This is a genomic window from Pseudoxanthomonas sp. SORGH_AS_0997, from assembly GCF_031453535.1.
In the GTDB taxonomy this organism is placed as follows: Bacteria; Pseudomonadota; Gammaproteobacteria; order Xanthomonadales; family Xanthomonadaceae; genus Pseudoxanthomonas_A; species Pseudoxanthomonas_A winnipegensis.
The window spans coordinates 2,417,201-2,443,618 of the sequence record NZ_JAVIZI010000001.1 but is presented as its reverse complement, the minus strand read 5'-3'; the positions used below and the strand labels follow the sequence as shown (position 1 = coordinate 2,443,618).

At 71.4% G+C, this 26,418-nt stretch carries 23 protein-coding genes; 10 read left to right on the top strand and 13 right to left on the bottom strand.

All coding sequences use genetic code 11. The features are described 5' to 3' along the window. The first annotated feature begins 1 nt into the window (after position 1). The 4 genes from QE438_RS10695 to mmsB all read left to right on the top strand — a co-directional run bounded on the left by QE438_RS10695 (position 2) and on the right by mmsB (position 4,171). Complete coding sequence (locus QE438_RS10695) at positions 2-1,183, top strand: acyl-CoA dehydrogenase family protein (RefSeq protein WP_306995766.1); 1,182 nt, start codon at positions 2-4, stop codon at positions 1,181-1,183. After that, the gene (locus tag QE438_RS10690) at positions 1,180-1,974 is read left to right on the top strand and encodes an enoyl-CoA hydratase (protein ID WP_306995768.1); all 795 of its coding nucleotides are present in this window, start codon (positions 1,180-1,182) and stop codon (positions 1,972-1,974) included. The genes QE438_RS10695 and QE438_RS10690 overlap by 4 nt, the downstream gene beginning before the upstream one ends. Continuing rightward, the gene (locus QE438_RS10685) at positions 1,971-3,122 is read left to right on the top strand and encodes an enoyl-CoA hydratase/isomerase family protein (protein WP_306995770.1); all 1,152 of its coding nucleotides are present in this window, start codon (positions 1,971-1,973) and stop codon (positions 3,120-3,122) included. Before QE438_RS10690 ends, QE438_RS10685 begins: the two co-directional genes overlap by 4 nt. A gap of 152 nt (positions 3,123-3,274) precedes the next feature. Further along, entirely contained in the window at positions 3,275-4,171 is an 897-nt protein-coding gene (gene mmsB, locus QE438_RS10680) for a 3-hydroxyisobutyrate dehydrogenase (protein WP_306995771.1), read from the top strand. 539 nt (positions 4,172-4,710) lie between these two features. Here mmsB and QE438_RS10675 read toward each other — a convergent pair. The 9 genes from QE438_RS10675 to QE438_RS10635 form a co-directional block, all read right to left on the bottom strand. Further along, positions 4,711-5,823 carry a DUF4124 domain-containing protein gene (locus QE438_RS10675; protein WP_306995773.1) on the bottom strand — a complete coding sequence of 371 codons (1,113 nt, stop codon included), beginning with the start codon at positions 5,821-5,823 and terminating at the stop codon, positions 4,711-4,713. Continuing rightward, positions 5,823-6,449: a DUF4124 domain-containing protein gene (locus QE438_RS10670; RefSeq protein WP_306995775.1), complete on the bottom strand. Its 627-nt coding sequence runs from the start codon at positions 6,447-6,449 to the stop codon at positions 5,823-5,825. Before QE438_RS10670 ends, QE438_RS10675 begins: the two co-directional genes overlap by 1 nt. Before the next feature lie 54 nt (positions 6,450-6,503). Beyond that, positions 6,504-7,070 carry a Sua5/YciO/YrdC/YwlC family protein gene (locus QE438_RS10665; protein WP_306995777.1) on the bottom strand — a complete coding sequence of 189 codons (567 nt, stop codon included), beginning with the start codon at positions 7,068-7,070 and terminating at the stop codon, positions 6,504-6,506. A 4-nt stretch (positions 7,071-7,074) separates the two neighbouring features. Beyond that, on the bottom strand, positions 7,075-9,618 hold the full coding sequence (locus tag QE438_RS10660; protein ID WP_306995779.1) for a DNA topoisomerase I: 2,544 nt from the start codon (positions 9,616-9,618) through the stop codon (positions 7,075-7,077). Between the two features lie 165 nt (positions 9,619-9,783). Beyond that, a complete protein-coding gene (locus QE438_RS10655; protein ID WP_306995781.1) occupies positions 9,784-10,746 on the bottom strand; it encodes an RDD family protein in 963 nt (320 codons plus the stop codon). 84 nt (positions 10,747-10,830) lie between these two features. After that, on the bottom strand, positions 10,831-11,514 hold the full coding sequence (locus QE438_RS10650) for a GYF domain-containing protein (RefSeq protein ID WP_306995783.1): 684 nt from the start codon (positions 11,512-11,514) through the stop codon (positions 10,831-10,833). Between the two features lie 55 nt (positions 11,515-11,569). Beyond that, the gene (locus QE438_RS10645) at positions 11,570-12,043 is read right to left on the bottom strand and encodes a DUF494 family protein (protein ID WP_130516831.1); all 474 of its coding nucleotides are present in this window, start codon (positions 12,041-12,043) and stop codon (positions 11,570-11,572) included. 42 nt (positions 12,044-12,085) lie between these two features. Then, positions 12,086-13,204: a DNA-processing protein DprA gene (gene dprA / locus QE438_RS10640; RefSeq protein WP_306995784.1), complete on the bottom strand. Its 1,119-nt coding sequence runs from the start codon at positions 13,202-13,204 to the stop codon at positions 12,086-12,088. A gap of 74 nt (positions 13,205-13,278) precedes the next feature. Further along, entirely contained in the window at positions 13,279-14,436 is a 1,158-nt protein-coding gene (locus QE438_RS10635) for a LysM domain-containing protein (protein ID WP_130516835.1), read from the bottom strand. A gap of 412 nt (positions 14,437-14,848) precedes the next feature. Here QE438_RS10635 and def point away from each other — a divergent pair, with 412 nt between their 5' ends. The 5 genes from def (at position 14,849) to QE438_RS10610 (ending at position 20,784) form a co-directional block, all read left to right on the top strand. Beyond that, on the top strand, positions 14,849-15,361 hold the full coding sequence (gene def / locus QE438_RS10630) for a peptide deformylase (protein WP_130528300.1): 513 nt from the start codon (positions 14,849-14,851) through the stop codon (positions 15,359-15,361). A 117-nt stretch (positions 15,362-15,478) separates the two neighbouring features. Further along, positions 15,479-16,399 (top strand): methionyl-tRNA formyltransferase, encoded by a 921-nt coding sequence (fmt, locus tag QE438_RS10625; RefSeq protein ID WP_130516839.1) that lies wholly within the window; start codon positions 15,479-15,481, stop codon positions 16,397-16,399. Further along, positions 16,396-17,694: a 16S rRNA (cytosine(967)-C(5))-methyltransferase RsmB gene (rsmB, locus tag QE438_RS10620; RefSeq protein ID WP_306995787.1), complete on the top strand. Its 1,299-nt coding sequence runs from the start codon at positions 16,396-16,398 to the stop codon at positions 17,692-17,694. Before fmt ends, rsmB begins: the two co-directional genes overlap by 4 nt. 61 nt (positions 17,695-17,755) lie before the next feature. Next, positions 17,756-19,489, top strand: a complete 1,734-nt coding sequence (locus QE438_RS10615; protein ID WP_306995790.1) for a glycosyltransferase family 39 protein — start codon at positions 17,756-17,758, stop codon at positions 19,487-19,489. A gap of 26 nt (positions 19,490-19,515) precedes the next feature. Continuing rightward, positions 19,516-20,784, top strand: a complete 1,269-nt coding sequence (locus QE438_RS10610; RefSeq protein WP_309734006.1) for an O-antigen ligase family protein — start codon at positions 19,516-19,518, stop codon at positions 20,782-20,784. Positions 20,785-20,846: 62 nt separating this feature from the next. Here QE438_RS10610 and QE438_RS10605 read toward each other — a convergent pair whose 3' ends face one another. Further along, positions 20,847-21,647 (bottom strand): glycosyltransferase family 2 protein, encoded by an 801-nt coding sequence (locus tag QE438_RS10605; protein WP_306995794.1) that lies wholly within the window; start codon positions 21,645-21,647, stop codon positions 20,847-20,849. A gap of 9 nt (positions 21,648-21,656) precedes the next feature. On the opposite strand from QE438_RS10605, the gene QE438_RS10600 reads away from it, so the two are divergent. Beyond that, a complete protein-coding gene (locus QE438_RS10600) occupies positions 21,657-22,724 on the top strand; it encodes a CDP-glycerol glycerophosphotransferase family protein (protein ID WP_306995796.1) in 1,068 nt (355 codons plus the stop codon). A gap of 210 nt (positions 22,725-22,934) precedes the next feature. Here the strand turns inward: QE438_RS10600 and QE438_RS10595 are convergent, their stop codons facing one another. The 3 genes from QE438_RS10595 to ribA all read right to left on the bottom strand — a co-directional run bounded on the left by QE438_RS10595 (position 22,935) and on the right by ribA (position 26,358). Continuing rightward, on the bottom strand, positions 22,935-24,449 hold the full coding sequence (locus QE438_RS10595; protein ID WP_306995797.1) for a PH domain-containing protein: 1,515 nt from the start codon (positions 24,447-24,449) through the stop codon (positions 22,935-22,937). Continuing rightward, positions 24,446-24,922, bottom strand: coding sequence for a PH domain-containing protein (locus tag QE438_RS10590; RefSeq protein ID WP_306996354.1), 477 nt, complete (start codon positions 24,920-24,922; stop codon positions 24,446-24,448). Before QE438_RS10590 ends, QE438_RS10595 begins: the two co-directional genes overlap by 4 nt. A gap of 320 nt (positions 24,923-25,242) precedes the next feature. Further along, entirely contained in the window at positions 25,243-26,358 is a 1,116-nt protein-coding gene (ribA, locus tag QE438_RS10585) for a GTP cyclohydrolase II RibA (protein WP_306995799.1), read from the bottom strand. Positions 26,359-26,418 lie beyond the last annotated feature (60 nt).

The window sequence follows — 26,418 nt, the reverse complement described above, 5'->3', positions numbered from 1 at the left end:
CATGAACGCAGTCATGAAACTCCCGCACGACGCGGCCGAGCTCACCGAGGAGCAGCAGGCCTTCCGCGAGGCCGCGCGCGACTTCGCCGACAAGGAATTCGCCCCGCACGCCGCGCACTGGGACGCCGAATGCATCTTCCCGCGCGAGGCCATCGCCAAGGCCGGCGAGCTGGGCTTCTGCGGGCTGTACTCGCCCGAGGCCGTCGGCGGGCTGGGGCTGTCGCGGCTGGATGCGGCGGTGGTGTTCGAGGAACTGGCCAGCGTCGATCCCTCGACCTCCGCCTTCATCACCATCCACAACATGGCCACCTGGCTGATCGCCAGCAATGCCACGCCGGCCGTGCGCGATGCCTGGTGCCCGGGGCTGGTCGCCGGCGAGAAGCTGGCCTCGTATTGCTTGACCGAACCGGGCGCGGGCTCGGATGCGGCCTCGCTCAAGACCCGCGCCGTGCGCGAGGGCGACCAATACGTGCTCGACGGCGCCAAGGCCTTCATCTCCGGCGCCGGCGCCACCGACGTGCTGGTGGTGATGGCGCGCACCGGCGAGCCCGGCGCGCGCGGCATCAGCGCCTTCGTCGTGCCGGCCGATGCGGAGGGCATCAGCTACGGCCGCAAGGAAGAGAAGATGGGCTGGAACAGCCAGCCCACGCGCGGCATCACCTTCCAGGGCGTGCGCGTGCCGGCCGCCAACCTGCTGGGCCAGGAGGGCGACGGCTTCCGCCTGGCGATGAAGGCGCTGGACGGGGGGCGCATCAACATCGCCGCGTGCTCGCTGGGCGCGGCCCAGGGCGCGCTGGATGCGGCGCGTCGCTATCTGGGCGAGCGCAGCCAGTTCGGCAAGAAGCTGGGCGAGTTCCAGGCCCTGCAGTTCAAGCTGGCCGACATGGCCACCGAGCTGGTCGCCGCGCGCCAGATGGTCCATACCGCCGCGCGCAAGCTCGACGCCGACGCGCCGGACAAGACCGTGTGGTGCGCGATGGCCAAGCGTTTCGCCACCGATGCGGGCTTCTCGGTCTGCAACGACGCGCTGCAGTTGCACGGCGGTTACGGCTACATCCGCGAGTACCCGGTCGAGCGCCTGCTGCGCGATTGCCGCGTGCACCAGATCCTGGAGGGCACCAACGAGATCATGCGCGTGATCATCTCGCGGCACCTGCTGAGCAGCGACGAGGCGCTGCGATGAGCTGGCGCGACGCCGAGCACACCGGGCTCAAGGTCGAGGCCGACGGCCATGTCGCCCTCGTCACCCTGTCCAACCCGCCGGCCAATACCTGGACCGTGCACAGCCTGGCCGCGCTGCGCGACCTGGTCGCCGCGCTCGATGCCGACCGCGACATCTACGCGCTGGTGATCACCGGCGAGGGCGAGAAGTTCTTCTCCGCCGGCGCGGATCTGAAGCAGTTCGCCTCCGGCGACAAGGCGGCCGCGCGGGAGGCGGCGCGCCGCTTCGGCGAGGCCTTCGAGGCGCTGGCCGCGTTCCGGGGCGTGTCCATCGCCGCGATCAACGGCTATGCCATGGGCGGCGGGCTGGAGTGCGCGCTGGCCTGCGACCTGCGCATCGCCGAAGAGCACGCGCAGCTCGCCCTCCCCGAAGCGGTCGTCGGCCTGCTGCCGTGTGCGGGAGGCACACAGGCGCTGCCGCGGCTGGTCGGGGAGGGCTGGGCCAAGCGCATGATCCTGCTCGGCGAGCGCGTCGATGCGGCCACCGCGCTGCGCATCGGCCTGGTCGAAGAGGTGGTGCCGCGGGGAGAGGGCCGCGCACGTGCTCTGGACTGGGCGCGCAGCGCGGGCCGCCAGAGCCCGACCAGCGTGGCCGCGTGCAAGGCGCTGGTGCAGGCCACGCGCAGCGGCAGCTTCGCCGCGGCGCTGGTGGCCGAACGCGAGGCCTTCGTCGACCTGTTCGACACCGCCGACCAGGCCGAGGGCGTCAACGCGTTCCTTGAAAAGCGCGCGCCGCAATGGACCAACGCATGAATCCGCACGACTCGGTGGTCGAGGCGCCGGTGCTGTTCGAGACCCGCGAGGGCCCAGGCGGCAAGCGCATCGGCATCGCCACGCTCAACGCGCCCAAGACGCTCAACGGCCTGTCGCTGGAGATGACGCGCCTGCTGGACGCGCAGCTGCGCGCCTGGGCCGAGGACGCCGCCATCGCCTGCGTGGTGCTGCAGGGCGCGGGCGAGAAGGCCTTCTGCGCCGGCGGCGACCTGCACGGCCTGTACCGCAGCATGCGCGAGTACCGCGATGGCGGCAACGAGGACATCACCTCCAACGCGTACGCGGCGGCGTTCTTCGAAGAGGAATACCGCCTGGACTATTTCATCCACACCTATCCCAAGCCGCTGCTGTGCTGGGGCCATGGCATCGTGATGGGCGGCGGCATCGGCCTGATGTCGGGCGCCAGCCACCGCGTGGTCACCGAGCGCTCGCGGCTGGCCATGCCGGAGATCGGCATCGGCCTGTTCCCCGATGTCGGCGGCAGCTGGCTGCTGGCGCGCGTGCCGCGCGGGGCAGGCCTGTTCCTGGCGCTGACCGGCGCGCCGCTCAACGCCGGCGATGCGATCTACGCAGGCCTGGCCGATGTGTGCATCGACAGCGGCCAGCACGCCGCGCTGCTCGACGCGCTGGTCGCGCAGCCCTGGGACGAGGCGCCTGCGGCCAACCGCACCGCGCTGACCAAACTGCTGGCTGGCATGTCCATGCCGGCACCGCCCGGGCCGCTGCAGTCGCATGCCGAGCAGGTCGAAGCGCTGGTCGGCGCCGGCTCGCTGGAGCAGGTGGTGGCGGCCATCGGCGCCGCCTCCAGCGACGACGACCCGTGGCTGCAGACCGCGCAGGCCACGCTGGCCGCCGGAGCGCCAGGCTCGGCGCGGCTGGCCTGGGAATTGCAGCGCCGCGCCGCCGACCTGAGCCTGGCCGACACCTTCCGCCTGGAATGCATCGCCGCCCTGCACGTGGCCGCGCATGGCGACTTCGCCGAAGGCATCCGCGCGCTGCTGATCGACAAGGACCGCAAGCCGCGCTGGAACCCGGCCACCCTGGCCCAGGCCGATGCGCAATGGGCGCAGGACTTCCTCATCTTGCCCTGGCCCGCCGACGCGCATCCGCTCGCCGACCTCGCATGAATCCCCTGTAGAGCCGAGCTCGCTCGGCTGGGGCTCCACCGGGAGAGCACCAGCGAAGCTTGCCCGGCTCCTGCTCTGCCGAGAAAGCCACAGCCGAGCGAGCTCGGCTCTACAACGCATCGATATCACTACGCCCCGGGAGGGCCTCACCAATGTCACATATCGCCTTCATCGGTCTGGGCAACATGGGCGGGCCGATGGCCGTCAACCTGGTCAAGGCCGGGCACACGCTGTCGGTGTTCGACCTGGCGCCCGCGGCGCTGGAGGCGGCCAAGGCCGCCGGTGCCCACGCCGCCGCCTCGGCCATCGACACGCTGGACGGTGCCGAGGTGGTGATCTCGATGCTGCCGGCCAGCCGGCACGTCGAAGGCCTGTACCTGGGCGACGACCGCCTGCTCGACCGGATCCCCGCCGGCGCGCTGGTGATCGACTGCAGCACCATCGCCCCGGCCAGCGCGCGCAAGGTCGCCCAGGCCGCGGCCGCGCGCGGCCTGGCGATGCTTGACGCGCCGGTGTCCGGCGGCACCGCCGGCGCCCAGGCCGGCACGCTGACCTTCATCGTCGGCGGCGAGGCGCAGGTGCTCGAACGCGCCCGCCCCGTGCTGCAGGCGATGGGCAAGAACATTTTCCACGTCGGCGCCAGCGGCGCCGGCCAGGTCGCCAAGCTGTGCAACAACATGGCCCTGGGCGTGATCATGGCGGTGACCGGCGAGGCCATCGGCCTGGGCGTGGCGCACGGGCTGGACCCGAAGGTGCTCTCGCAGATGATGGCGGTCAGCACCGGGCGCAGCTGGGCCACCGAGGTCTGCAACCCGTGGCCGGGCGTGCTGGAGAACGCACCGGCCTCGCGCGGCTACAGCGGCGGCTTCGGCAACGACCTGATGCTCAAGGACCTGGGCCTGGCGGTGGAGGCGGCCATGGGCGTGGGCGCGACCATCCCGCTGGGCGAACTGGCGCGCAATCTCTACGCCATGAACAAGCAGGCCGGCCGCGGCGGCCTGGACTTCTCCAGCGTGGTGCAGCTGATCAGCGACAAGGCGCAAGGCTGAGGCCTCGCTGCGAACAGTGGGCCGTGCCTTGAAGCGCGGTCCAATCTAAAAGCCTTCGCCAACCATCTACCGTCATTCCCGCGAAAGCGGGACCTCTGCAAACCCCCCCTCGGCTGCGTTCGGGTTGCACTCATCGGCTGACTGCGCCGATCTAGGTCAAAGCCAAAAGCAAAAGCACCCCACCCCAACCCTCCCCTTCGCCTTCGGCGAAAGGGAGGGGGCCAAGCCCAGTAGGCGGTGGCACAGCAAGTAACTTACTGCCCCCTCCCTTGCGCGCAGCGCAGGGGAGGGCTGGGGAGGGGTCGGGGCTTTCCCGATCAACTGGCCAGCCACCAAGGCGCAATCGTCGTTCGTGATCAGCGATGTTTTGCAAAGGTCCCGCGAAAGCGGGAATTCATGGACGTCGGCACTGCGCATGAAAGCCGCTGCATGGTCAGGCATGCGTCTGCCGAAACGCACTTCCCGCTTTCGCGGAAATGACGGGTCTTCTTCGCCGTTCCGATCCGCGCTTGCCCGCTCTTGCTCGCTCGCCGCGCATCTCACTTGCAATGCGCATCGGTGACGATGCGCTGCACGCGGTCGTAGTCGGCCTTCCTGTCGGCCTGGTTCTCGGGCTTGGCGTAGCGCCAGGCCACTTCGGCCTCGCCCAGGCGCTTGTTCCAAGCCGCGCACAGGCGCTGGTCGGGCACGCGGGCGCAGACGTCGTGGATCACCTCGCAGGCGCGGCCCGCGCCGCCGGCCGGGTTGCCGTCCAGGCCGACCGTGTTCAGCGGCGCGCAGCGCGACTGCGGATTGGCCTCCTCGGTCAGGTAGGTGCCGCTGTCGTAGGTGGTGCACTGGAACAGGATCGGCGGCGCCGAGCCGGTGACCAGCCCGGCCGCGGCCTGGCTGGCCTGCGCGGGCTTGCGACCCGCCAGCGCGTCGGCGGCCGCGTCGTCCTTGTGCAGGGTCGGGTCCTGGATCAGCGTCATGCCGGGAATCGTCTGCAGCACCTGCGTGTCGTCGGCCGCCGGAACGATGGCCGAATCGCGCGCGCGCTCGCCGCCCTGGCGCGCCGCCGCCGGCGCAGCGAATGGAGCGGTCTGTGTCGCTGTGGGGGCCGCCGCCTGTGCCGCCGGCACCGCGGTCGCCGGCGGCGCTGCGGCGGCAGCGGGCCTGTTGCCGGGCAGCGGCATGCTGGCCACGCCCTGCACGGCGCGCTTGTCGGTCTTGCTGCCGGCCGGGCAGGGGCTGTTCTGGACGGTCAGCGCGCCGGTGGCATCGGTGCAGCGGTAGATCGTCGTCGCCGGCCCGGTCGGCGCGGGCGGCGTCACGGTCGGATCGGGGGTGGCGCTCAGGTGCAGCGGCGCAGGGGGTGGCCCGGAAGAAGCAGGCAACGCGGCCGGCGCGGCCTCGACGCTGCGCGCGGGCGGCACCGTCGATGCGGCCGCAGGCGCGGGCGCGTTGCGCAGCGAAGATGGCAGCGGTCGGCTCGCCACCTCGCCGACCTGGCGCTTGTCTTCCTTGGTCCCGGCCGGGCACGGCGCGTTCTGCACCGTCATCTCGCCCTTGGCATCGGTGCAGCGGTAGATCGTGGTCTGCGCCAGCAGCGGCCACGCCAGGCCCAGCGCCGTCGCCGCCAGGGCGACGCGCGCCCAGTTCCTCACTCCCATCAACCTGCTCCGCAATCGTTGTCCAGGCGCGCGTCGAGACCGCGCTGTTCTTTGTCCAGCGCGTGCCGCTCGCTCTGCAGCGCGCTGTGGTATTGGCGCTGGATCTCGTAGCGCCGGTCGCGCAGCCGATCGCAGACCTCGGCCTGCGGCAGCTGGTGACAGGCGTCGCGCACCCAGGTGTTGCCGACCACCACCGGTCCGCCGGGTCGATGATGGCCGGGCGGGCCCCAGCCGCCGCCGGGGTAGCCCAGCGACCACAGCGGCACCAGGCGCGGATTTCCGTCGCCATTGTCGCTGGTGTAGGTGCGCCCATCGTCGCTGGTGCACAGGTACATCGGCCGCGGCGGGGTGCGATAGATCACCACCTGCGCCGGTGCCGGCGGGGCGGCGGGGCGGGCTGGCGAAGCCGGGGCCGCGGGCGAGGCCGGCACCGGCGGCGGATCCTGCGGGCGCAGCATCTCGCGCACTTCCTGGCGCTGGCCCGGCGGGCACTTCGCATCGCTCAGCGTCACCGTGCCGTCGCGGCCCACGCAGCGGTAGATCGTGACCGGATCGGCCGCGCGCGCCTCACCCGCCGCCAGGGCGGCGAGCACGAGCAACAGCGGCGGCAGCGGTGGGCGCGACATGCGCGCATCTTGCGCGCTGGCCCGCAGGCCGGGAAGCCTCGCCGGGGTGACGGTTCAGTCCCGCAGCACCTGGCCGGTGCGCGCGTCGCGGATCACGCTGGGGCGATCCAGGCCGCCGGTGCGGCCTTCCAGCACGCCGTCCACGCGCGCCAGCAGGCGCAGGTCGAGATCCTCGAACCGGCGCACCGACGGCTCGCCGGCCAGGTTGGCGCTGGTGGACACCAGCGGCCCGCCGAAGGCCCGGCACAGCGCGATCACCTGCGGATGGGCGGTGACGCGCACGGCGATGCCGCTGTGCACGCCGGTGACCCAGCGCGGCGCCTGCGGCGAGGCCGGCACGATCCAGGTGTTGGCGCCGGGCCAGCTGTCGAGCACCGCGGCCTGGCGCGCGGCCGGCAGCGCGTCCCAGTCCAGCAGCGGGGCGAGCTGGTCGCGCTCGGCTGCGATCAGGATCAGGCCCTTGTCGACGCTGCGCTGCTTGATCGCCAGCAGGCGCATCACGGCCGGCTGCGACAGCGGGTCGCAGCCCAGGCCCCACACGCCTTCGGTGGGATAGGCCAGCACGCCGCCCTCGCGCAGCAGCGCGACGGCGGCGTCCAGGGACAGGGTCGAGACCGGCATGGCGTCAGAACGGTGCCGCGTCGTCGGCCGGCTTCTTCTTGATGACGGTCTTCTTGCCCGAGACCGGCATGGCCTTGGACGAGAGCATCGACACGGCCGGTTCGGGCTGGGCGGCGACCTTTTTCACCGCCTTTTTGGCGGCTTTCTTTGCAGGCGCCTTCTTGGCGGCCTTCTTCGCCGCAGGTTCCTTGGTGGCCTTGGCGCTCTTGGCGGGCGCCTTGGCCGCGGTCTTCTTGGCGCCGAAGCCCTTGCGCACCGGCTTGCCGGTCTCTTCCAGCAGCTTGACCACCTCGTCCAGCGTCAGCGACGCCGGCTCGCGATCCTTGGGGATCTTGCCGTTGAGCTTGCCGTCGGAGATGTACGGGCCGAAGCGACCGTTGAGCACCTGGATGTCGCTGCCGTCGAACTCCTTGATGATCCGGTTGCGCGCGATCTCTTCCTTCTCCTCGATCAGGAACACTGCGCGGGCCAGGTCGATCGTGTACGGGTCGTCTTCCTTCTTCAGCGAGGCATAGGTGTTGCCGCGCCGGGCGAACGGGCCGAAGCGGCCGATGCCGACGCTGACGTCCTCGCCCTTGTCCTGGCCCAGCGCGCGCGGCATCAGGAACAGCTCCAGCGCCTCGTCCAGGGTGATGGTGTGCATCGACTGGCCCGGGCGCAGCGAGGCGAACTTGGGCTTCTCCTCGGCGTCCTCGGCGGTGCTGCCGATGGCCGCGTACGGCCCGAACCGGCCCAGCCGCACGCTGACCGGCTTGCCGGTCTTGGGATCGGTGCCAAGCTCGCGCGCGCCGCTGGCCTCGGCGCGGTCGACCGATTCCTTCTTCTCGTCCACCAGCTGGATGAAGGGCTCCCAGAAGCGCGTCATCAGCGGCACCCAGTCCTCCTCGCCGCGGCTGACCGCATCCAGCTCGTCTTCCATCTTGGCGGTGAAGTCGTAGTCCACGTAGCGGGTGAAGTGGCCGGACAGGAACTTGCTGACCGCCCGGCCGACGTCGGAAGGCCGGAAGCTGCGGCCTTCCATCTCCACGTACTTGCGGAAGATCAGGGTCTGGATGATCGAGGCATAGGTGGAGGGACGGCCGATGCCGTATTCCTCCAGCGCCTTGACCAGCGCCGCCTCGGTGAAGCGCGGCGGCGGCTGGGTGAAGTGCTGCTCGGCGTTGATGCGGTCCAGCGGCACCGTGTCGCCCGGCTTCATCGCCGGCAGCTTGCGGCCTTCGTCCTCGTCCTCGGCGCTCTTGGTGTCCTTGCCTTCCTCGTACACGGCCAGAAAGCCGGGCACCACCACGGTGGTGCCGCTGGCGCGGAAGGCGTGCTGGCTGCCGGCGGCCAGCTCGACGCTGACCGTGTTGAGCGTGGCCGGGATCATCTGGCAGGCCACCGCGCGCTTCCAGATCAGCTCGTACAGGCGGCGCTCGTCGTCGGACAGGTAGCGCGACACCTGCGCGGGCGTGCGCAGGGCCGAGGTCGGGCGCACGGCTTCGTGCGCTTCCTGGGCGTTCTTGGACTTGGTCTGGTAGGTGTTGGGCTTGTCCGGCAGCGAGGCGGTGCCGTAGTCGCGGGCGATGACGTCGCGGATCTCGTCCAGCGCGTCCTGCGAGAGGTTCACCGAGTCGGTACGCATGTAGGAGATCAGGCCGACCGTGCCCTCCTCGCCGATGGCCACGCCCTCGTACAGCTTCTGCGCCACCTGCATGGTCTTGCGCGTGGTGAAGCCCAGCTTGCGCGAGGCCTCCTGCTGCAGGGTCGAGGTGGTGAACGGCGGGGCGGGGCGACGCTTGCGCTCCTTGCTCGCCACGTCGGTGACATGCAGCGAGCCCTGCGCGGCCTGCTGGATGCGCAGGCGCGCGGCCTCGGCCGTGTCGCCGTCGGTGACGGTGAACTGTTCGAACTTCTGCCCGTCCAGCTTCACCAGCTTGGCGCTGAAATGCTGGCTGGGATGCGCGCATTCGGCGGCGATGGACCAGTACTCGCGGGCGACGAAGGCTTCGATCTCCTCCTCGCGCTCGACGATCATGCGCAGCGCCGGGCTCTGCACGCGGCCGGCCGACAGGCCGCGCTGCACCTTGCGCCACAGCACCGGCGAGAGGTTGAAGCCCACCAGGTAGTCCAGCGCGCGGCGCGCCTGCTGCGCATCGACCAGGTCGGCGGCGATGCTGCGCGGCTTGGTCATGGCCTCCTTGATCGCGCGCGGCGTGATCTCGGTGAACACCACCCGGTGCATGGGCTTGCCCTGGACCAGGTTGCGTTCCTTCAGGATCTCGGCGATGTGCCAGCTGATCGCCTCGCCCTCGCGGTCCGGGTCGGTCGCCAGATAGATGTCGTCGGCCGTCTTGGCCGCCTTGGCGATCGCATCGACGTGCTTCTCGTTCTTCTCGATCGTCTCGTAGCGCATGGCGAAGCCGTTGTCCGGATCGACCGCGCCCTCCTTGGGCACCAGGTCGCGCACGTGCCCGTAGCTGGCCAGGACGGTGAAGTCCTTGCCGAGGTATTTGTTGATCGTCTTGGCCTTGGCGGGCGACTCGACGATGAGCAGGTGCTTGGGCATTGGCTGGGGAGGTTCGATGCGGGCCGTGCGGGGCGGCGAGTGTGGGGCAGATCGGGGGAGGACAGAAGGCGACGCCCGGTCCTTTCGGCCCCGGGCGTTCAGCTTGTGGCTTTTTATAGTGGAATCACGGCCATGGTCCGGCTGTCAAGCCGGCACGGTCGCGGCTCACCGGTGGCTCATGGCCGCACCGATGCCCGCGAACACCATGATGGCCACGTAGCCGAGCAGCACCAGACCGGCCAGGACCAGCATGACGATGGTCACCGCGCCCAGCTCGCGGCGCTGGCGTTCGGGGTGGGCGGTGAAGGCCCAGCGGTCCACCACCAGGGTGTCGCTCATCATGTCGTGCAGGCCCTGCTTGCGCGCGGTGATGCCGGCCATGATGGCCGAGGCGAGCATGCTCACATAGCAGGTCACGAAGCCCAGCGGCACCAGCCCGGCGAACCGGCCGAAGCTGCGCAACACCGAGATCCGCTCGCCGTTGGAGCGCACCACCTTGATGCCCACCGCCAGCTTGCCCAGCGTGGCCTGGCTGCCGGAGGCGTGCATCAGGGTGAAGTAGGCCGCCTGCACGGCGAAGGGCACCAGATAGAACAGCAGGACGAAGGTCACGCCCAGCATCGGCGCGCGCCCGGCCTGCATGTCGGAGAACAGGTTGCCTCCGACGCCCATGACCACCACCACGATCATCAGCACCGCGAACATCACCGCGCCGACGATCAGGCCGTCTAGGGTCGCTGCGGCGAAGCGCTTCAGGAAGCCGGCGTAGACGATCTCACCGCCTTCGACCACGTCCTGCTCGCGGGCGATGGTGGCGCGCGGGGCGGCGTAGGGCGAGGCCGGCTCGACCGTGGCCCCTGGTACGGCCGAGCGCCAGTCGGCGGCGGCGGGCGCGACCGATTCGGTGGCGATTGGCGCCGGATCCGCCGGCGGCGGCGCAACCGGCGCGTCGCCCAGCAGGCCCAGCTCGGCCGCGTGCCGGCCCAGCGGCTGCCAGTCGGGCAGCCCTTCGCGCCAGACCAGCGCGTCGTGGCCGATGCGGCCGGCGTTGAAGGCCTGGGCCAGCGCGGCCGCGTCCATCGGGCCGTGACGCTGGCGGTCACGGTCTGCGTAGTACCAGTTCGACATGCGATCCCCGTGTTGCTTCCAATTCCCCGGGCGCCACGTTAACCCAGGCGGGTGGGCGAACCCAGGCCCTGCCCGGGAGGGGCGCTAGCGCCCGCCGGCGCGGCACTGGGCAGGGAGCTGGCGGCCCGGCAGTTCCGAGCGGCAGCGCCAGCCGCCCGCGCCATCGGCTTCCAGCCAGATCCGTTTGCCGTCCAGACGCGCCTGTCCGGGCCTGCGCAGGACGATCTCCAGCCCGCAGGCGCCGCTGGCGGGGAACTTGCCGATCGTGATCGCCGAGACCGCGCGCCCTGCGTAATCGCCAGCTGCGCGGAAAGGCGGCTGGCCATTGGCCGGACAGGACCCCGACGGTGCCTGGGCGATGGCCTGCTGGACCTGCGCCTGCACCGGTGCCGCCTCGCTCAGGGCCTGGGCGATCACCGATCGGGTGAGGTAGTCCTGGTAAGCGGGGAACGCGATGGCAGCCAGGACGGCGATCGGCGCTAGGCAGGCCAGCGCGACGATCGCGGCGATCGCGCAGCCGGACAGGCCGCGTCGGGCGGGCGCACGCTGGGCAGTGGCCGAGGCCACCAGCGGCGGAGGGGCGGGCGGAAGCGCCGGGCCCAGACCCAGCTCGGGGCGCAGGGTCGACAACGGGTGCCATTGGGCCAGACCTTCACGCCATAGCAGCGATTGCTGGCTGAGCTTCCCGTCGCGCAGCAGACGCAGGATGTTCTCGGTCGGCACCGGACCCTCGGTCCGGTCCTCGTGCCGGTAATACCACTGACTCATCGATTCTCCCCGCGTCCCTGCGCGGCCTGCGCCTGGGCGCAGGCCGGTTGATCGGTCAGTGCACCGGCTCCGGCTCGTCGGCGAACATCTGGGTCTCCATCCAGGCGTAGGCCGCTTCCGACCCCGGCTGGTTGAACAGCACCATCAGCACGACCCACTTGAGGTCGTCCAGATCCAGTTCGTCCTGGTCCAGCGCCATGGCGCGGTCCAGCACCAGCTCGCGCTGGTCGGCGTCCAGGATGCCGTGCTGCTCGAGGAACATCAGGAAGCCGCGGCCTTCCACGTCCAGCTTCTCCAGCTCAAGGCCGTGGAAGATGCGGATCGGGCCGTCCACGCGCGGCTCGCCGGCACTGGGCCGCTGCTCGGCCAGCGCATCGAGCCAGTCGAAGGCTTTATTGATTTCGGTGGGGCTGAAACCGGCCTGGATCAGGCCGTTCTGGAGGGAGTCGCGGTCGCGGACCGGATCGGCGTCTTCGGTGAAGTAATGTTCGAACAGGTATAGCAGGACGTCCAGGATGCTCTCTTTCATTGCCCTCGGCCTGTGCTCAAAAGCACTGTGGAGGTGGGAAAACTACGATCTGCGTGCGTAACGGCCATGTTCGACCGCCACCTGCCCATCCAGTTCCATGACCAGCAGCATGGAGGACACTTCAGCGGTCGTCAATCGGGTCCGCGCGACGAGTTGATCCATACCGGTTGGGTCGTGGCCAAGCGCTTCCCACAAGCGCTGGTAGTCGGGGTCCGGGTGCGTCCTGGCGGGATCGTCCCCTGGATGGGGGCGGCCGGCGGGTGCCGCAAGGCCTCTGGCCAAGTCGCCGGCGGCCTGGGCCAGGCCTTCGAGGATTTCCCGGGGGTGCTCGATCAGGGTCGCCCCGTCGCGGATCAGGCGATGGCAGCCGCGCGCCATCGGGTTGTGGATCGAGCCGGGCAGGGCGAAGACCTCGCGTCCGGCCTCGGCCGCCAGGCGGGCGGTGATCAGCGCGCCTGAACGCTCGGCCGCCTCGATCACCACGGTGCCCAGCGCCAGCCCGGCCAGGACCCGGTTGCGGCTGGGGAAGTGCGGCGCCCGCGCCCGCGTGCCGGGCGGGAACTCGCTGACCACCGCGCCGCGCTCGGCCAGGCGCGCGCGCAGGCGGGCGTGGCCGGCCGGATAGGCCAGGTCCGGCCCGGTGCCGACCACCGCCACCGTGCGCCCATCGGCCAGCGCCAGCGCGGCCTCGTGCGCGGCGGCATCGATGCCGGCGGCCATGCCGCTGAGCACCGCCCAGCCGGCCGAGGCCAGCGCATGGGCGAAGTCGGCGGCGTTGTCGCGGCCTCCTGCGGTGGGCGCGCGGCTGCCGACCACCGCCACGCCGGGGTGCCAGAGCAGGTCGGCGTCGCCCTCGACGAACAGCGCCAGCGGCGGCGAGGCCGTCTGTGCCAGCAGCGGCGGGTAGTCGGCATGCCCCCAGTGCAGCAGGCGCCGCCGCGGCCCGGCCAGCCAGGCCAGGCAGCGCGCCAGGGCCGCGGCGCAGGGGGCGGCCAGGCGCGCGCAGCGCTTGGCCTCCAGCCCGGCCTGGCTCCAGGCCGAGGGCCCGGCGGCCAGCGCGGCGGCGGCGCTGCCATGGGTCTCGACCAGCTGCCGGCGTGGCGCGGTGGCGCCGCCCGCGAGCACCAGGGCCAGCCAGGCGCGGGTGTCTTCATCGTCCATGGCCGCCAGCGTGGCCCAGGAAACGACGACGGCGCCCTCGGGCGCCGTCGTGGTGTTGCGTAGGAAAAGTCGGATCAGTCGACGCTGGCGGTGGCCGTGTTCGGCATGCCGGCGTCCGGGTCGCGCAGGAAGTAGCCCACGCGCGAGGGCGCCGAGCCTTCCATGATCAGGCCGTAGCTGACCTTCTCGTAGGTCTTGAAGATCATCACGTGCGCGGTGTACTGGTCGGGCAGCTTGTTGCGGCCCTGGCCCGGCTTCTTGGTCTCGGCGATGCGCGAGGTCGAGCCCTTGAACGGGTCGAGCTTGTAGCTGCCCGGGCGCCACACCGACAGCACCGTGCCGTTGTCCAGGCCTTCGCGGCTACCGCCGGACAGGGCGACCACGTCGTGCGCGCCGCCGTAGGACAGCGTGTCGGAGATCGACATGATGCGCACCTTGCCGTCCACCAGCGGGGTGCGCGGCGGATGCGGGAAGAACTGCAGGTCGAAGGGCTGGGCCTCGACCGGGATCAGGCGATCGCCGGCGCGGACCTCGCGACCATTGCCTTCCAGATGCAGCGTGGTGGCGTTGCCCTCCGGATCGACCGCGGTGACGGTGCCGATGGCCATCTGCTCCAGCTCGTAGCCGAGGAAGTCGTCGTTGTCGTTCGGGGCCTGGAACTCCTTCCACAGGTTGCCCTCGCCGAGCGTGCGCTCGCCGCGGTAGTCCAGGTCGGTGCTGGGCTTGGGCTCGTCGTAGTACTTGGTCGGCCGCACCACGGCGTAGCGCTGGCCGACCTGCGGGGCTTCCAGGTCGACGGCGTAGACGTCCTGGCCGCCGAAGGCGCGCAGGCGGTCGTCCTGCAGACCGGCGATGTAGGGCAGATCGTCGATGCTGTCGACCACGCGCAGGTGGCGCAGGAAGGGCTCGATGTCCGACAGCGGCACGCCGGTGATCGGCGCGTCCTGGCGTGGCCCGGGCTTGACCTGGGCCTGGGCCACGCGGTCCAGATAGGCCAGGCTGATCACATCGCCGGGGTAGATCAGGTGCGGGTTGGCGATCTGCGGGTTGGCCTGCCAGATTTCCGGCCACAGCCAGGGCTTCTTGAGGAAGCGCGCCGAGATATCCCACAGCGTGTCGCCCTTGCGCACCACGTAGGTGTCGGGGTGGTTGCCGGCGAATTCTTGGGCCGTGGCAAAGGCGGCAAGGGTCAGGAACGCGACAGCCACAGCTGTGCGGCATTGTTTGAACATGGCGGTATGTACCTGATTCCCCTACAGGTGGTCGCCACTATAGTCCAGAAAAAGCCCGCCGACGCAAGCGATGGTGGGGGTCCGCTGCGCGGGGGCTTGTCCTCTGGCGGCGGGTGGGTCGCGCCGCCCTCGGGCGCGCCCGGGACAACGAAGCGCGAGGAAGTGGACTTTGGTCCACGACCGAGCAATGACGCCGTCACACGCCTGCTCAGGGGCGGCCCTTCGGGTTGAGTCGGCAGGACGGCCACGGTCGAGGGGCGCGCCGTGAAATGCGCAACGGTCCGTCCCGCGTCATGCGCTGCGCTCGACTGCCCTGCGGGCCCGACGCGGCCTATCCGGTGCCGGAGGACAAGCCCTACAATGTGCGGTCCGTCGCCGGACCGCATCCCGGCCTCCCCACCAGGTGCTCGCCATGGCCCAGTTGCCCATCCTCGAATTCCCCGATCCGCGCCTGCGCACCAAGGCGGTGCCCGTGCGCGCGGAGCAGATCGCCGAACCGGCGTTCCAGACCCTGCTCGACGACATGTTCGAGACCATGTACGAGGCGCCGGGCATCGGCCTGGCCGCCAGTCAGGTGGACGTGCACCAGCGCTTCATGGTCATCGACGTGAGCGAGGAGAAGAACGCCCCGCAGGTGTTCATCAACCCGGAGATCCTGGACAAGGCCGGCGAGCAGGTCTACCAGGAGGGCTGCCTGTCGGTGCCCGGGATCTTCGCCGACGTGACCCGCGCCGATGCGATCACGGTGAAGTTCATCGACCGCACCGGCGCGGCGCAGCAGCTGCGCGTGGACGGCCTGCTGGCGGTGTGCATCCAGCACGAGATGGACCACCTGGACGGCAAGCTGTTCGTCGATTACCTGTCCCCGCTCAAGCGCGAGATGGTCAAGAAGAAGCTGGCCAAGGCGCGACGGAATGCGGCATGAGGTGACGCCGGGGCGCGGGTCTTCAGACCTGGGACCCGGCCGGTCGGCCCTGCCGACGCATCAGCCACGCACGCGTCCCCCTTCTTTCGCTCCGAACCCAGAGTTGCGCCACTCCGCATGAAGATCGTCTTTGCCGGCACGCCGGATTTCGCCGTGCCGTCGCTGCGCGCGGCCGTGCGCCACAATGAAGTGGTCGCCGTCTACACCCAGCCCGACCGTCCCGCCGGGCGCGGGCGCGGGCTGACCGCCTCGCCGGTCAAGCTCGAGGCGATCAAGCGCGGCATCCCCGTGCTGCAGCCCGAGACGCTGCGCAACCCCGAGACCCAGGCCGCGCTGCGGCTGATGGCGCCGGATGTGATGGTGGTGGTCGCCTACGGCCTGATCCTGCCCAAGGCCGTGCTGGAGATCCCGCGCTACGGCTGCTGGAACGTGCACGCCTCGCTGCTGCCGCGCTGGCGCGGCGCCGCGCCGATCCAGCGCGCCATCGAGGCCGGCGACACCGAGAGCGGCGTGTGCCTGATGCAGATGGAGGCCGGCCTGGACACCGGGCCGGTGCTGCTGTCGCTGTCCACGCCGATCTCCGAGACCGACACCGGTGGCCAGCTGCACGACCGCCTGGCCGAGTTGGGCGGGCAGGTGCTGGCCGACGGCCTGGGCCTGCTGCGCGCCGATATGCGTCCGGTGCCGCGGCCGCAGCCCGCGGAAGGGGTCACCTACGCGCACAAGCTGGACAAGGCCGAGGCGCGGCTGGACTGGACCCAGCCGGCGCAGGTGCTGGCGCGCAAGGTGCGCGCCTTCGTGCCCTGGCCGATCGCGGAAGGCCAGGTGGCCGGCGAACGCCTGCGCATCCACGGCGCCATCGCCATCGACCTGGCCCACAACGCCGCGCCCGGCACGCTGCTGGCCGCCACCCGCCAGGGTCTGGACATCGCCTGTGGTCAGGGTGCGCTGCGCCTGCGCGTGGTCCAGCGCGAGGGCGGCAAGGCGATCACCGCCGCCGACTACCTCAACGCGCGCCGCGATCTGTCCGGCGCATGAGCAGTCAGGCCGGCGTGGTGGTGCGGGTCACGGCCGCCCGCGTGCTGGACGCGGTGCTGCATCGCGGCCGCTCGCTCAAGGCCGAGCTGGCCACCGCGCTGCCGCAGCTGGCCGATCCGCGCGATCGCGCGCTGCTCGAGGCGATCTGCTTCGCCGCGCTGCGCCGGCGCACGGCCTACAACGCGGCGCTGAGCGGCTGGATGCCGCGCCCGCTGCAGGCCAGGGACAACGAACTGCGCGCGCTGCTGCTGGCCGGCCTGGCCCAGCTCGACGCGCTGCAGCTGCCGGCGCACGCGGCGCTGTCGGCCACGGTCGAGGCGGCGCGCACGCTGGGCCGGCCGCACCAGGCCGGCATGGTCAACGCGCTGTTGCGCCGCGCCCAGCGCGAAGGCGTGCCGGCGGCCGATGCGTCGGCGGCCTGGCCGCAGTGGCTGCAGCAGCGCATCCGCACCGATTGGCCGGCGCAGGCCGATGCGCTCTTCGCCGCCAGCGCGCAGGCCGCGCCGCTGTGGCTGCGGGTCAACCGGCGCATGAGCGGCCGCGACGCCTATCGCACGCAGCTGGCCGAGGCCGGGATCCAGGCCGAGACCGTCGCCGCCTTGCCCGACGGCCTGCGGCTGGCCGAATCGACCGCCGTCGGCGGCCTGCCGGGCTTCGACTCTGGCGTGGTGTCGGTCCAGGACGGCTCGGCCCAGCAGGTCGCCGATCTGTTCGCCCTGGCCGACCAGGCGCGGGTGCTGGACGCCTGCGCCGCGCCCGGCGGCAAGTCCGCGCATCTGCTCGAACGCCAGCCGGGCCTGCGGCTGACGGCGCTCGACGTGGATGCGCGCCGCCTGCGCCGGGTCGAACAGACCCTGCAGCGGGTCGGCGCGACGGCCACGCTCAAGGCGGCCGACGCCAGCGATCCGAGCGGCTGGTGGGACGGGGTGCCGTTCGATGCCGTGCTGCTGGACGCGCCGTGCTCGGCCACCGGCATCGTGCGCCGCCAGCCCGACGTGCTGCTGCATCGCCGGCCCGAGGACCTCGCCGCGCTGACCGCGCTGCAGGCGCGCCTGCTGGACGCGGCCTGGGCGGTGCTCGCGCCGGGCGGCACGCTGGTGTATGCGACGTGCTCGCTGCTGGCCGCGGAGAACGCCGAGCAGATCGAGGCCTTCCTCGCGCGTCACGACGCCGCGCAGCCGGACGATCCGGGTGAAGCCTTCGGCCACCCCAGCGGCGGCGGGCGCCAGCGCCTGACCGGCGAGGACGGCATGGATGGCTTCTTCTATGCCCGTCTGCGCAAGGCCGCCGCCTGAGCCGACGGCGCGCTTGGCCTCACCACGGCGTTCCGACATCGCCTCGCTATCATCCCGCGCCATGCGTCCCATGACTTACGCCAAGACCCGCTCGCTCGATACCTGGTTGCTGTTCATCACCGCCTTGCTGGTCATCGGTGCGGGCATCGGCCTGCGCGATCCGTGGCCGGCCGACGAGCCGCGCTTCACGCTGGTCGCCAAGCACATGGTGGAGAGCGGCGACTGGCTGTTCCCGCATCGTGGCGTGGAGCTGTACTCGGACAAGCCGCCGATGCTGATGTGGCTGGAGGGGCTGTTCTTCCTGCTCACCGGCAACTGGCGCGTGGCCTTCCTGATGCCCTCGCTGCTGGCCACGCTGGGCGCGATCTGGTGCGTCAAGGATCTGGGCCAGCGGCTGTGGACGCGCAAGGTCGGGCTGTACGCGGGCTGGGCGCTGCTGTTCGCCTTCCAGTTCACCTACCAGGCCAAGCGCGCGCAGATCGACGCGCTGGTGCTGGGCATGATCACACTGGCCAACTACGGCCTGCTGCGGCATCTGCTCAAGGGGCCGGACTGGAAGATGTGGGTGCTGGGCTGGTTCTTCGCCGGCCTGGGCACGATCACCAAGGGTGTGGGCTTCCTGGCGCTGCTGAGCATCGTGCCGGCGGCGGTGGTCTCGGCCCGCGGCTGGCCCGGGGTCAAGGTGTGGGCCGGCGACCGGCGCTTCTGGCTGGGGCCGCTGGCCTTCCTGGTGGCGGTGTCGATCTGGCTGGTGCCGATGGTGGCCACGGTGCTGCTGTCGGGCGATCCGGAGCACCGCGCCTATCTCAACGACATCCTGCTGCGGCAGACCGCCAAGCGCTACGCGCGCTCCTGGGACCACCCGCAGCCTTGGTGGTACTTCCTGCAGGTGCTGCTGATGTGGGCGCCGACCATCCTGGCGCTGCCCTGGGCGATCGCGCCGTGGGCACGGCGCCTGCGCCTGCGCCGCGATCCGCGCTATCTGGTGCCGCTGGCGTGGTGGCTGATCGTGATGGTGTTCTTCTCCATCCCGCACGGCAAACGCGACGTCTACATCATGCCGGCGCTGCCGATGCTGTGCCTGGCGCTGGCGCCGCTGCTGCCGGGCCTGCTGCGGCGCCGCGACGTGCGCGGGGTGCTGCATGTGTTCACCGCGGTGCTGGTGCTGGCCACGCTGGGGATGGGCATCGCGATGCTGACCGGCGAGCCCTCTTTCGAACGCGGCCTGCATCGCGACCGCGACCTGGACCAGGCCGCGACCCATGCGCTGGCCTGGGTCCTGGTGGCGATCGGCACCTGGGGCCTGGGCAGCCTGCTGGCGTTCTGGCGACGGCCGGCGGTGGCGATGTGCTCGACGCTGGGCGCGACCTGGGTGCTGTACGGGATGGTGGTGTGCCCGTTGCTCAACGATTCCAGCTCCGCGCGCGGGGTGATGCGCGAGGTGGCCCAGTCCATCGGCCCGCAGGCCGAGCTGGGCCTGGTGGCCTGGAAGGAGCAGAACCTGCTCATGAGCCAGTCCAACACCACCACCTTCGGCTTCCGCAAGCTGTGGAAGGACCAGCTGCGCGAGGGCCTGGCCTGGCAGGCGCAGGCGCCGCAGCGGCGCTGGCTGCTGGTCCAGGACATCGCCCTGCCGGCCTGCATCGACCGCGGCGTGGCCCGGCATGCGGGGCAGGCCGGTCGCCGCGGCTGGTGGCTGGTGCCGATGGCCGCGCGCACGGGCTGTCCGGCCTCGCCGGAGATTCCGTTCGACGATTCGGCGCGCAAGGCGCAGGTCGAGGCCCAGGGTGAGTAACGCGATGTTGTGGATGACTGGCGTACATGGGCCCGATGCCGAACGCGCCTGAACGGACATCGCTGCGGTTCCAGCCCTTTCCCGCCTCGCCGCGGCTGCGCGCCGCGCGCGCGCTGTACACGCTGGCCCTGGTGCTGCTGCCGTTCTGCCTGATCGCCACGCCCCTCGGCCTGTTGCCGGCGGCGGTGTGCACGCTGCTGGCGGTGCTGCTGGCGCCGGACTGGATCTGGGCGGCGCGCCTGGATGCCGGCCGGCCGCTGCTGTGGATGCTCCTGGCCGTGGCGCTGGTCGCCCTGGTGGTGAGCACCTCGACGCTGATCCATCACGACCGCTGGAGCGAGGCCGGCAACCGCGGGCGCGTGCTGGTGATGCCGCTGGCCATGCTGCTGGTGATCGGCCTGGCGCCACCGCGGGCGGCGCTGTGGAGCGGCGCGGTGCTGGGCCTGTTCGGCGCCTGCGCGGTGGCCCTGGTCCAGCTGTGGCAGGGCGTGGCCCGCTCCGATGGCTGGATCAACGCCATCACCTTCGGCGACCTGACGGTGCTGCTGATGGGGCTGGTGGTGTTCCTGCGGCCGTCCGGGCGGCTGCTGCTGACCATTGCGGCCACCTGCGCCGGCCTGGTGACGGTGGTGCTGAGCGGCACGCGCGGAGCCTGGCCGGCGGCGGTGCTGGTGCTGGTCATCGCGCTGATCTCGCGCGCCAACGGCGGCAAGGCGCGGCGTTGGGAATTCCTGGCGCTGGCGGGGTTGGCGGTCGTGGCCCTGGCCGCGCTGCTGCCGCATGTCAGCCAGCGGGTGGAGGAACTGCGCGGCGACATCCAGCGCTATGCGGTGGGCGATGCGGATTCGTCCTCCGGCGCGCGCATCGAGCTGATCGGCATGGCCGTGGACGAGCTGCAGCGCCAGCCCTGGACCGGCGTGGGCGTGGGGCATTTCGAACGCGTGGTGCTGGCCTCGCCCGAGTGCCAGCCGCCCGAGCCGCTGAGCTGGTGCGACCTGGACCACGCGCACAGCGACTTCCCCGAATGGGGCGCGACCATGGGCATTCCCGGCATCGTCGCGCTGCTGGCGCTGTACGGGGTGCCGGCCTGGCTGTTCGTGCGCCAGCTGCGGGTGCGGCCGTTCCCGCGCCGCTCGCGCAGCGCCGCGTTGGCCGGGCTGATGACGGTGGTGTCCTTCGTGCTGTGCGGGCTGAGCCAGTCGATGTGGGCCCACCAGCTCAGCGGCGGCGCCTATCTGACGCTGGTCGGCATCCTGCTGGGCTTCAGCCTGCGCGAGGATCCGCGGAAGGGCTAGGGGCGAGGCGTGAGTGGAGAGGAGTGAGAAGTGAGCGTTTGCCCTTCCTCACTGCTCTGCGCTCACTTCTGCTTTCCCACCGGCTGCCCGTGCTGCAGCAGCCACAGCATGATCGCCTTCTGCCGCACGTAGTTGGCGCGCACGTAGGCGTAGACCAGGCCGCGCCAGCCGTCCAGGAAGCCGAGCCGGAACACATAGCCGCGCCAGAAGCGCCACGCCGGCGACACCACCAGCTTGGCCAGCGAGGCGCGCTTGCCGCGGGCGAACTCGTGCTCGGCCATCATCTGCGCATAGCGCTGGGTCTTGGCCAGCTGCTGTTCCAGCGAGCGGTACGGGTAGTGGATCAGGTCGCCGGCCAGCGTGCGGACCGGGCCCTCGACGCTGGCGGCTTCGTGGATCTCGCGCTGGCCGCGCCAGCCGCCGCGCCGGCGGTCGAACAGCCGCAGCACCCGGTCCGGATAGGCGTTGCCGTGACGCAGGAACCGGCCGAAGTAATCGGACAGCCGGTTGAAGCGATAGCCCGCCGCGCCGGCGAAGCCGCCCTCGCGCGCGGCCTCGATCGCCGCGCGCAGCTTCGCGTCCACGCGCTCGTCCGCATCCAGGCACAGCACCCAGTCGTGCGCGGCGCTGCGCACCGCGAAGTCCTTCTGGCTGCGATAGCCCCCGAAGTCGCGCAGCAGCACGCGCGCGCCACGGGCCTGGGCGATGGCGACCGTGGCATCGGTCGAATGCGAGTCCACCACCACGCACTCGTCGCAGAAGGCCAGCGAGTCCAGGCAGTCGCCGATGCGATCGGCTTCGTTGAACGTGATAATGCAGGCCGAAATACGCGGCCGCGGGTCGTGTGGCGACGTCAAGGACATAACACGCTCATGGCCGACTACCTGCTGTTTGCGACCGAACGGTACGCCCTGCCTATTCTGGCGCCTCTGGCCCAGGCGCTGCACGCGTCCGGACAACAGGTCCACGCATGGTTCGAGGGCAACGCGCGTGGGCTGGAGACGCAGGTGGCGCCGTGCGTGCGCCCGGTCGATCTGAAGGGCGCCGTGGCGCTGCGCCCGCGCGCGGTGTTCAGCGCGGCCAACTGGGTGCCGCCGTTCGTGGCCGGCGCCAAGGTGCAGCTGTTCCATGGCTTCAACGTGGAGAAGCGCGCCGACGGGCGCGGCCACTTCCGGGTGCGCGGGCTGTTTGATCTGTACTGCACGCAGGGGCCGGCCACCACCGCGCCCTTCCGCGCGCTGGCCGAGCGCGAGGGCCACTTCGCCGTGGCCCAGACCGGCTGGCCCAAGCTCGATCCGCTGTTCCGCGACGATGGCGGCGCCAGCGCCGCGCTGCGCGCGCCGGCGGGCGAGCGGCCGGTGATCCTGTTCGGCTCGACCTTCACCGAACGCCTGAGCGCCGCGCCGGTGCTGATCGACCAGATCGCCGCCGACATCGCGCGCGGCCAGCGCTACTGGCTGCTGACCCTGCATCCCAAGTGTCCGCCGGCGCTGTTCGATCGCTACCGTGCGCTGGCCGGGGCCAACGCCGCGTTCGTCGAGCCCGAGCAGGTGATGGCCGCCCAGCGCGCGGCCGATGTGCTGGTGTCGGATACCTCCTCGATCGTCTCGGAGTTCGTCGTCCAGCACAAACCGGTGGTGACCCTGCGCAACCGCGCGCCCAAGCCGCACATGCTGGATTTCGACGACCCGGCGCAGCTGCCGGCGCAGCTGGAGCGCGCGCTGCATCCAGCGCCGGCGTTGATGGAGGCGATCGTGCGCTATGCCGATTCGATCCATCCCGATCGCGATGGCTTCAGCGCCGAGCGGGTGATCGCGGCGACCGAGGACTTCATCGCCGGCGAGCTGGGCGTGCTCAGGCCCAAGCCCTTCGCCGCACGCCTGCGCGCCCTGCAGATCCGCAAGGATCTGGACTACTGGGGCCCAGGCGCCCGGCCCTGACCCGGTGGGAGCCGGCATGCTGGCGATGGGGCTTCACCGGTAAGGCCCCATCGCCGCCATGGCGGCTCCCACCTGTAGAGCGGAGCTTGCTCCGCTGGGGCCTTCCTCCGCGAGCCGAACGAAGAGCAGCGGAGCAAGCTCCGCTCTACAGGCAGGCCGCTGCGAGATTTGAGGAGACAGTTGCTCCCACCCTGCCAAGCGATGGCTTCCTTACCAGCGCAGCCGGCGCCGTGCCAGGGTGGCGGTGAGCTGATCGTGCAGGGCGCGGGCCTGGTCCAGCGGCATCAGGCGCAGCTCCAGGCGCGGTCCCTGGTGGGCGGCGCCGGCCGAATCGAGCAGCAGCGTGGCCGTGCCGCAGCGGCGGTCCAGCGGCGAGCGGCTCAGGCGCAGCGCCTGCAGCTTGTCCACTTCGGCGAAGCGCCACCAGCGCGTCCACCAGCCGCCGCGCACGGCCACCAGGCGCGTGTCCACGCTCCAGGCCATGTGCTGCATCTGCCGGCGCGCCTTGAACGCCGACCACGGCCACCACGCCAGCACCACCAGCGCCAGCACATCCAGCAGCGGCCACAGCGCCGCGGCCAGGACGATCAGCCAGAACGCCGGCCACAGGCACAGCCGCCACCATTGCCCGACCGGCATCGCATGCCACTGCGCCGGTGGCCACTGCGCGTCGGGCAGCAGGTGCTGCAGCAGCGCATCGCAACGTTCTGGCGTGGCCAGCGGTACCAGTTCGCGAATCGCGCGGTCCTGTTCGTTCGAGCTGCCGACCACGGCGGTGTCGATGTCCAGGCTGCGCCGCCCGAAGCAGCGATGCAGCACGCCCTCGCGCAGCGTCCAGGACTGGATCCGGCGCCGCGCCGCGCTGGAGCGCACGCGCGCCAGCAGGCCGCGTTCGACGGTCAGGCGCTGCTGCGCTTCGCTCAGGCGGAAGCCGTGGTACTGCAGCGCCGCCAGCGCGATCGACAGCGCCCGCAGCAGCGCCAGCGCCAGCAGCAGCACGCTGGTCGCGGTCAGCAGCCAGGTCAGCCAGCCCAGGTGCAGATGGCTGGCGAAGCCGAACGCCTGCCGGCCGTAGCGTTCGATCGCATCGGCGACCACGCGCTGCGGGAACAGCTGGTACAGCGCGCCGGCCGTGGCCGCCATCGCGATCATGCCGCGGTTGGAGATCAGGCCCAGGCGCACGATCTCGCCCGCGCCCAGGGTCAGCAGGGTGTTGCCTTCCTGCGCCTCGGGCGCGGCCTCGGCGCCGGCCTGGCCGCGATGGCGCACCAGCGACTCCAGCGCCAGCGCCTGGTCCAGCCGCAGCACGCGCATCTGCGCTTCCGGCTTGCTACCGCCGGCCGACTCCAGGCGCAGCTCGGCCACGCCGAACAGCCGGTGCAGCAGGCTCTGATGCACCGCCACGTTGTGGATGCGGGCGAAGGGAATCTCGCGCCGGCTGCGGTTGAGCAGGCCGCTGCGGATGCTCAGGCCATCGGCGCCGATGCGGTAGCGATAGGTCAGATAGCGCAGCAGCGAGGTGCCCACCAGGATCGCCATCACCACCAGCGTGGCGACATGGTTGTAGCGGTCCGAGTCGCCATCGCGCCCGCCCCCGAACACCACCAGCACGAGCAGCGGCAGCAGGAACTGCTTGAGCTGCTGGAGCAGCACGAACAGCCACGACCACGGATGCAGGCGCTGGTCGCGCGGACCGCGCTGCACGGCGTCAGGCGGCGCACTCACAGCGCGTCGTCGTCGCGGTCGAGCTGGTGCGCCAGGCGCTCGCGCAGGCGTTCGGCATCGCGCTGGTCCAGCCCGGAGACCGAGACCGCGTTCAGCCGCGTGCCGGCGGTATGCACCACCAGCGTGGCCAGCCGCGCGGCGCGATCCAGCGGGCCGCGCCGCACGTCCAGGTGCTGCACGCGCGAAATCGGCACATGGGTCTCGCTGCGCCACAGCCGGCCCTGCATCAGCGCGAAGCCCTGCCCGTCCAGCCGCCAGCGGATGAAGCGATGGCGGCGATAGGCGATCACCGCCGCGCCCAGCGCGATCACCGCGACCGCGATCGCGCCCTCGTCCAGCCAGGGCGTCAGGCCCGGCGCGGACAGCCAGGCCACGCCCAGGGCGAAGGCGCCGGCCACCAGCGTGCCGATGAAGGCGCCGAGCGCGGCCAGCCTGGCGCCGCGCGGCGGCAGCGCCTGCCAACCGTCGGGCAGCGCGGTGGCGGTTGCGGGTGGCGGAGCAGTTTCGGGAAGCGGAGGCGAGGACGACACGCGGAGCCTGGACGGGGAGGGCGGGAGCTAAGCGCCGCCGAGTCTAGAGCGTGCGGTGGCCCCGGAGGTGAGCGCGAGGCCGTCTCAGGACACCTCGACCCGGTGTCGCGCCCTCGGCCCAGGCGTCTTCGCCGCTTGCGCGACCCGCGCACTCCCTACCGTCGTTCCCGTGAAAGCGGGAATCCATGGACTTTACGCACAGCCTCCAGCGGCACCGGATCCCCGCTTTTCGCGGGAATGACGATCCTGAAAGCCGCCAGCAATCAGGACAGCGAAGACAGCAGCGCGTCCACGTCCAACGCGTGCCCGGCGCGGGCGGCCTTGGTGCGCAGGTATTGCTCGTTGTCGGTGGTGATGCGGCCGGTGACCGGCAGGCGTTCGACCACTTCCACGCCGACCGCGCGCAGGCGCTCGACCTTGGACGGGTTGTTGCTCAGCAGCCGCACCTGATGCACGCTCAGGCCGCGCAGCATGGCCGCGGCGGTGCCGTAGCGGCGCTCGTCCGGGCCGAAGCCCAGCAGCGCGTCGGCATCGATGGTGTCCAGGCCCAGGTGCTGATAGCCGTAGGCGCGCATCTTGGCGGCGATGCCGGTGCCGCGGCCTTCCTGGTCCAGGTACAGCAGCACGCCGCCGCCCAGTTCGGCCAGCTTGGCCAGGCCGTTGCGCAGCTGGTCGCCGCAGTCGCACTTGAGCGAGCCGAACAGGTCGCCGGTCAGGCACGAGGAATGCACCCGCACCGGCACCGGCCGGCTGAAGTCCGGGGTGCCGACGATGATCGCCACCTGGTCGCGCTGGGCCACCCCGCCACGGAACACCACGAAGCGCGCATCGCCCAGCCCGCGCAGCGGCACGCGGGTGCTGGCGACTTCCTCCCAGTCCTGCCCGGCGTCGGCCTGGCCGGCCTCGACCTGGTCCAGGGTGATGGCCAGGCAGGCGTCGAACGGACCGGCCTGCGCGTCCAGGTCGTGCACCACCAGCGCCGGCAGCAGCAGCCCCAGGCGCGCCAGCTGCAGCCCGGCGGCATCGCGGGCGTTGGCCGGGTGCCAGGCGTCGCCGTGCGGCTGGGCCGGCAGATAGCTCAGGTCGGCGAGCTGATCGAAGCGCCCGTCCAGCGCCAGGCGCGCCCCTTGCGGCGCGTCCAGGCCGAGCACGCCGGCGCGGATCGGCCCGATCGACAGCATCGCCCGCCCGCCGCTGGCGTCCAGGAAGCCGTGGAAGCTGTCCGGGGACGCGGTATCCACCGCCAGCACAGCGGTCTGCCCGCCCTGCGCATCGACCACGCGCAGCGGCCGGCCCGCGCGCAGCTCGGCAGCCGCCCGCTCGCACGCCACGGCGGCGGGATGGCCGAACAGGGCGAGGTGGAGGTGGGAAGCGGTCATGGCGGTCGGAATCAGCGGCGGGGCGAGGAACGGGGGCGGCGTGCGACGGGGGGAATGCAG

Excerpts from the sequence above, each read along its gene's own strand:
- QE438_RS10600 (WP_306995796.1), top strand. The coding sequence starts at position 21,657 with ATGGCCGACTACCTGCTGTTTGCGACCGAACGGTACGCCCTGCCTATT.
- mmsB (WP_306995771.1), top strand. The coding sequence starts at position 3,275 with ATGTCACATATCGCCTTCATCGGTCTGGGCAACATGGGCGGGCCGATG.
- QE438_RS10670 (WP_306995775.1), bottom strand. The coding sequence starts at position 6,449 with ATGTCGCGCCCACCGCTGCCGCCGCTGTTGCTCGTGCTCGCCGCCCTG.
- QE438_RS10605 (WP_306995794.1), bottom strand. The coding sequence starts at position 21,647 with ATGTCCTTGACGTCGCCACACGACCCGCGGCCGCGTATTTCGGCCTGC.
- QE438_RS10685 (WP_306995770.1), top strand. The coding sequence starts at position 1,971 with ATGAATCCGCACGACTCGGTGGTCGAGGCGCCGGTGCTGTTCGAGACC.
- ribA (WP_306995799.1), bottom strand. The coding sequence starts at position 26,358 with ATGACCGCTTCCCACCTCCACCTCGCCCTGTTCGGCCATCCCGCCGCC.
- QE438_RS10615 (WP_306995790.1), top strand. The coding sequence starts at position 17,756 with ATGCGTCCCATGACTTACGCCAAGACCCGCTCGCTCGATACCTGGTTG.
- rsmB (WP_306995787.1), top strand. The coding sequence starts at position 16,396 with ATGAGCAGTCAGGCCGGCGTGGTGGTGCGGGTCACGGCCGCCCGCGTG.
- QE438_RS10635 (WP_130516835.1), bottom strand. The coding sequence starts at position 14,436 with ATGTTCAAACAATGCCGCACAGCTGTGGCTGTCGCGTTCCTGACCCTT.
- QE438_RS10660 (WP_306995779.1), bottom strand. The coding sequence starts at position 9,618 with ATGCCCAAGCACCTGCTCATCGTCGAGTCGCCCGCCAAGGCCAAGACG.
- QE438_RS10650 (WP_306995783.1), bottom strand. The coding sequence starts at position 11,514 with ATGAGTCAGTGGTATTACCGGCACGAGGACCGGACCGAGGGTCCGGTG.
- fmt (WP_130516839.1), top strand. The coding sequence starts at position 15,479 with ATGAAGATCGTCTTTGCCGGCACGCCGGATTTCGCCGTGCCGTCGCTG.
- def (WP_130528300.1), top strand. The coding sequence starts at position 14,849 with ATGGCCCAGTTGCCCATCCTCGAATTCCCCGATCCGCGCCTGCGCACC.
- QE438_RS10655 (WP_306995781.1), bottom strand. The coding sequence starts at position 10,746 with ATGTCGAACTGGTACTACGCAGACCGTGACCGCCAGCGTCACGGCCCG.
- QE438_RS10665 (WP_306995777.1), bottom strand. The coding sequence starts at position 7,070 with ATGCCGGTCTCGACCCTGTCCCTGGACGCCGCCGTCGCGCTGCTGCGC.
- QE438_RS10690 (WP_306995768.1), top strand. The coding sequence starts at position 1,180 with ATGAGCTGGCGCGACGCCGAGCACACCGGGCTCAAGGTCGAGGCCGAC.
- QE438_RS10675 (WP_306995773.1), bottom strand. The coding sequence starts at position 5,823 with ATGGGAGTGAGGAACTGGGCGCGCGTCGCCCTGGCGGCGACGGCGCTG.
- QE438_RS10645 (WP_130516831.1), bottom strand. The coding sequence starts at position 12,043 with ATGAAAGAGAGCATCCTGGACGTCCTGCTATACCTGTTCGAACATTAC.
- dprA (WP_306995784.1), bottom strand. The coding sequence starts at position 13,204 with ATGGACGATGAAGACACCCGCGCCTGGCTGGCCCTGGTGCTCGCGGGC.
- QE438_RS10695 (WP_306995766.1), top strand. The coding sequence starts at position 2 with ATGAACGCAGTCATGAAACTCCCGCACGACGCGGCCGAGCTCACCGAG.
- QE438_RS10610 (WP_309734006.1), top strand. The coding sequence starts at position 19,516 with ATGGGCCCGATGCCGAACGCGCCTGAACGGACATCGCTGCGGTTCCAG.